The organism is Bacteroides sp. (assembly GCF_029057325.1).
Classification (GTDB): domain Bacteria; phylum Bacteroidota; class Bacteroidia; order Bacteroidales; family Bacteroidaceae; genus Bacteroides.
Genome location: NZ_JAICZW010000130.1, coordinates 1 through 4,873, shown reverse-complemented (window position 1 = coordinate 4,873; position 4,873 = coordinate 1). Strand labels below are relative to the sequence as shown.

Sequence of the window (4,873 nt, the reverse complement as noted above, 5' to 3'; positions counted from 1 at the left end):
CTACAGGAAAGATTACTTCTGATAGTCGTTCTGATGATTATGAAATATATATGTGGTTGAAATGTGAAACCGAAACATCTCTAAAAAATATCATGCGTTCTTGGGGTACAAAGTTGGGTACTACTGGATGTTTTTCTGGTTATAAATTGCCGATTGGGCTTGTACGATGATACTAATCAGAAAGAGAATAATGTTGCCTTTTCATAGCCTGATATACTTTTGTACCGTAACCTTTAACAACAGTTATGGCGAACGAGAGTTCTAATCTTTGCTTTCAGTTTGAGGTCGGCAAGAAACATTGCTTCGGCCGTACCTCCGGGCGAAGACGGTTGCTGAACAATCGTAACTTTGACAAGTCGGCAATGGATAAGTCTGAGTATGAAGGTTTGGGCAAAAAGGATGACGAGAACAATAGATAAAATAATGAACTTAATATAAATAATTATGATTGGTAGTATTATTGGAGACATAGTAGGTAGTGGGTATGAATTCGCTCCTATAAAGTTAAAGAATTTTGAGTTTTTTGACCCAGATAAAAGTTATACAGATGACAGCATTTTGACTCTTGCAACGGCTGACTGGCTTCTACATGGAGGTGAGGTCGCACGTTATTATAGTATGTATGGAGAGAAACATCCTTGGCCAATGGGTGGATATGGAAATGAATTTCAAAATTGGCTTGTTCGCACAATCCGGTTGCAAGATTTTCGACCGTATAATAGCTGCGGAAATGGTTCAGCCATGCGCGTTGGCCCGGTGGGATGGGCTTTCAATACAAAGGAAGAGGTTCTTGCTATGGCAAAAAGAAGTGCTGAATGTACACATAATCATCCGGAAGGAATAAAAGGTGCACAGGCAACAGCATTAGCCATTATGATGGCGAGGCAAGGATATACTAAAGAGGGGATTCGTTCTGAGATAGAGGAACGCTTTAGATACAACCTCCAATTCACCTGTGATGAAATCAGACCGACTTATACTTGGGAAGGGACATGCCAAGATAGTGTTCCGCAAGCCATAGTCGCATTCCTCGATGGTGAGAACTTTGAGGATTCTGTACGAAACGCAATATCTATAGGAGGTGACAGTGATACCATTGGATGTATTACAGGCAGTATTGCGGAAGCTTATTTTGGTGTACCTGACGAGTTGAGAAAGCAAGCAATGAACTATCTTCCGGCGGAGTTTCTTGATATAATTACTGAGTTTGAGAATAAATATGGAAGAAAATGAAAATATATACACGTTCCTTTAAAATTAACGAAACGGACGTTTCCCATTGGAGAACGCTATTGTAATTCCTACTACAAAATCGGGATTGGAGAAGAAAATTGGAAATGCTACTCTTAAAGTTATTTTAGGAAGTAATGATGCAAAATTCAACATTAAATATCTAGTGAAGTTAGGAAAAGACAAAAGGAGGACAACCTGTAAAGATATTCACTAAAGTATCTTAAGATACTTTGCCAAGTATGTAAACATACTCAGAATACGGGTCAGACAATTAAAAAAATCTCCTCTCTGTGTTTACCTTTTCTCTAAAACGTCTATTAAAGCATAGAGAACGTAAGTGTAACTTTTAAAATAGAATGAAATGGGATTTATTGTCGTTTGTGTCATTTGTATCTTAATCGGTATCAGATAAACAAGAATGATGTGATGTGGCCTGCGCATATTGCAATAGTTTATGAGAGTGTGTCCAAATATGTGCAGGCTATAGATTACTATAAAATAGTAGCAAAACCGGATGTGAATGATTGGGTTTTTGCTCGGATATCAAACGTATGGAAAGTATATAGAATACAATCCGGAAAATTATAGCGGATATTACAGGCGCGGATTTATGAAAGACAATTCGAATGATGTGGATGGGGCCATTGAAGACTATTCTACTTGTATTGTGCTGAATCCCGATTTTGTGTATGTATAAGAAAGTGGTGGTTATGGATACGGTGTAATCCGCCTTCTTTCCGATTTTTCAAATCGCATCAAATAGGATGACGCGACAAAGCCTTCAAAAAGTACGATCGAAGTGTTTCTTCGGAAATACTTCGACGGCACTGAAGAAACATTTAAGTAATTTTTCGGAAATACTTCGATCGTACTTCGAAAAAGAGGAAAGTAAGGGCCAAAATGGTCTTGGAAAAGGCAAAAACGATGTGATTCTTGCTCTTATCGGACAATTTTTTCTCTATTTCATTTGTACGTATTTTTGTATTTATTAATGAATCAATTCTCTATGAAAAATTGTTTCATTCTTTTGCGTTCACTCTTACTTAGCATGGAAATAAGCGATTCTCAGCGATTACAAAATACAAAGTGTCAGAAGTGACAAAATGATATTTCCCGTAGGTGTGAAATCCTGTCGTGCATGGCATGCTGCCACTAGATGGACTTGCTTTTATTCGGCTTTTTTCACGGGCGACCCGCCAAACACCTCGCTCATCTTCATATTGTCAAGTTCTTCGTCAATCTTCCGCACTTCCTCCGATGTCAAGGCATGTCGGCAGCTCCGATATTCTCTTTCAGGCGGCAGAGGTGTCGTGTGCCGGGAATGGGCACTATCTATGGGCGCTTGCAGAGCATCCAGGCAAGGGCAATCTGCGAAGGCGTGGCATGATGCTCTTCGGAAAGACGGTCAAGTAAAGCGAACAGACTACGGTTCTGCTCGAAACTCTCTTTGCGGAACTGCGGCATGGAGGCACGGTAATCGGTAGCGGCATCAAAACGGCTGTTTGCGGTGTAATGGGTGGTCAGCACACCGTTGGCAAGGGGTGAGAAGGCGACGAGTCCCACGCCTAATTCTTCAAGTACAGGGAAAAGCCGTTCGTGGTGGCGTGCCATCATGGAGTAACGGTTCTGGATGGCGGTCACAGGGCAGACGGAATGGGCGCGGCGCAAGTACTCCTCCGTTGTTTCCGAGATGCCCCAATGCAGGATTTTCCCTTCGCGTATCAGGCCGGCCATGACCTCCGCTACCTCTTCCGGTTGCACATCCGGATCTATGCGGTGCTGGTAATAAAGATCGATTCGGTCGGTCTGCAAGCGGCGCAGCGAGCCTTCCACCGAACGACGTATCACGTCAGGGTGCGAGCAGGGGATGACAGTATGCGTGCCCGGCTCGTCCGGTCTGTCGAAGGAAATGCCGAACTTGGTGGCAATCACCACGTGGTCGCGCAGCGGCTTCAAGGCTTCGCCAAGCAGTTCCTCGTTGTCATGCGGATTGTGCGGGGTTCCATACGCTTCGGCGGTATCGAAGAATGTGTAACCCATATCTACGGCATCTGCCAACAGACTTTTCATTTCGCGTTTGTCGGCAGGCGCACCGTAGGCGTGGCTCATACCCATGCACCCCAGTCCGACGGCGGATACGCGCAGTCTGTTATGTCCTAATGTTCTGTGATTCATGTCTATTCCTTTTGCAAAATTATTGTGATGCAAAAGTAGGTATATTACCCATGAGCAGCATTACATGGATTGCAGATGAAAATACATTTATTTCGGTTTTTGCAGGTTTTCGCTGTGCCTGTTCGACCGGAAACAGTAAAAAAGGTAAGTCAATCCGTGATTTTTATCTCCTCTATATGATTGGAAACGTGTATTTTTGCAATTGGTATAAAATGAAGATGGACGATGGAAGGAGAGAAAAATATTGTTGTGGCCGACTCGTTGCGGCATTTACGGGGTAATAACTACAGTCTCTTCTGCGATGACGCTTGTTGCAGTGAGTATCTGGTTCATGTGCTTTGTACGGGCGGTTCCTGCCGGTTTGCGTTCAACGGGCAGGAGTTTGAATTGCGTGAGGGTGACCTCATGATTGTGCGCAAGGGTAAGCTGATAGAATGGATGCACCCTTCGGCCGACTTCAAAGTGAAAATCATCTATATCGCTTCAGATTTCATAAGTCTCTGTATGCCTCAGAGTAACTACGGTACAAAAGGGCAGCTTGCTCTCTTCCTCAACCCCGTGATGCGCCTCACGGCGGAGCTGCAGGAGGTGTGCCGCAGCGACTTCCGCATGGTGGAGCAACGTCTCAGTGACACCGGACACCACTTTCGCCGCGATATGCTCATTGCCGCCGTGCAGATGCTCATCCTTGATTTCTTCGATTTCCATTCGCATCTTTACGACGAGACGGACATTTCCACTCAAAGCGCCGCCATCATGAACCGTTTCCTCTCCATGTTGGAGGACGGCACGTATCGCCAACACCGCGAAGTATCGTACTATGCCGACCGCCTCTGCGTCACGCCCAAATATCTTTCCGAAGTGTCGAAGAAGGTGAGCGGCTATGCGGCCAACTATTGGATAAACTGCTACACCGCTCTCGACATTGCCCGTCTCCTGAAAGACAAGTCGCTGACTTTCGTCCGCATCTCCGATATGTTCGGTTGCTCATCGCCCGCCTATTTCAGCCGTTATGTGCAGCGCAATTTGGGGGTGAATCCGACGGAGTATAGGGAATAGAATGGCAAGAAATATCTTTTGTGCCCTGTTTCGGGATTCAGCCTTGTATGATGGGATAGACAAGTCCTATCTCGTCCGCTTCAATCTCAAACTTCTTTTGTTTCATCAGTTGCGGAATGCTCAGCAATTCCGTATCATCCTTTGCCAACTGCCGCGCCACATGCAGGCAGTTGTCCGTACCCGTGAAATTTCTATCTCTTTATATATACGCTATAGAATTTCTTTTTTTTGAATCGGCTGTAAAAGTAGAGGTTTGGCGCATAAACCGTCATACACAAAACACGGTTTTAGGAACCTTTTTCGGGAAACATATAAAAAAGAGGGTGTGCCAAAACCGGCACATCCTCTTTTCATATCCGATATAGTTCGTCAGTTTGTCTATGCCACCATTTTCCGTATCGGCGAT

3 protein-coding genes and 2 pseudogenes are annotated in these 4,873 nt (G+C 44.4%); 3 read left to right on the top strand and 2 right to left on the bottom strand.

The genetic code is table 11. The features are described 5' to 3' along the window. Positions 1 to 245: 245 nt before the first annotated feature. Positions 246 to 419 (top strand): hypothetical protein, encoded by a 174-nt coding sequence (locus K2G43_RS07665; RefSeq protein WP_300153915.1) that lies wholly within the window; start codon positions 246 to 248, stop codon positions 417 to 419. 25 nt (positions 420 to 444) lie between these two features. Continuing rightward, complete coding sequence (locus tag K2G43_RS07660) at positions 445 to 1,233, top strand: ADP-ribosylglycohydrolase family protein (RefSeq protein WP_300153913.1); 789 nt, start codon at positions 445 to 447, stop codon at positions 1,231 to 1,233. Positions 1,234 to 2,401: 1,168 nt separating this feature from the next. On the opposite strand, the pseudogene K2G43_RS07655 reads toward K2G43_RS07660, so the two are convergent. Then, positions 2,402 to 3,408 (bottom strand): annotated as a pseudogene (locus K2G43_RS07655) (aldo/keto reductase). A gap of 225 nt (positions 3,409 to 3,633) precedes the next feature. On the opposite strand from K2G43_RS07655, the gene K2G43_RS07650 reads away from it, so the two are divergent. Beyond that, the gene (locus K2G43_RS07650) at positions 3,634 to 4,467 is read left to right on the top strand and encodes a helix-turn-helix transcriptional regulator (RefSeq protein ID WP_300153911.1); all 834 of its coding nucleotides are present in this window, start codon (positions 3,634 to 3,636) and stop codon (positions 4,465 to 4,467) included. Between the two features lie 49 nt (positions 4,468 to 4,516). Here K2G43_RS07650 and K2G43_RS07645 read toward each other — a convergent pair. Beyond that, positions 4,517 to 4,654 (bottom strand): annotated as a pseudogene (locus K2G43_RS07645) ((4Fe-4S)-binding protein); the annotation flags it as partial. Positions 4,655 to 4,873: the final 219 nt, after the last annotated feature.

Excerpts from the sequence above, each read along its gene's own strand:
- K2G43_RS07665 (WP_300153915.1), top strand. The coding sequence starts at position 246 with ATGGCGAACGAGAGTTCTAATCTTTGCTTTCAGTTTGAGGTCGGCAAG.
- K2G43_RS07660 (WP_300153913.1), top strand. The coding sequence starts at position 445 with ATGATTGGTAGTATTATTGGAGACATAGTAGGTAGTGGGTATGAATTC.
- K2G43_RS07650 (WP_300153911.1), top strand. The coding sequence starts at position 3,634 with ATGGAAGGAGAGAAAAATATTGTTGTGGCCGACTCGTTGCGGCATTTA.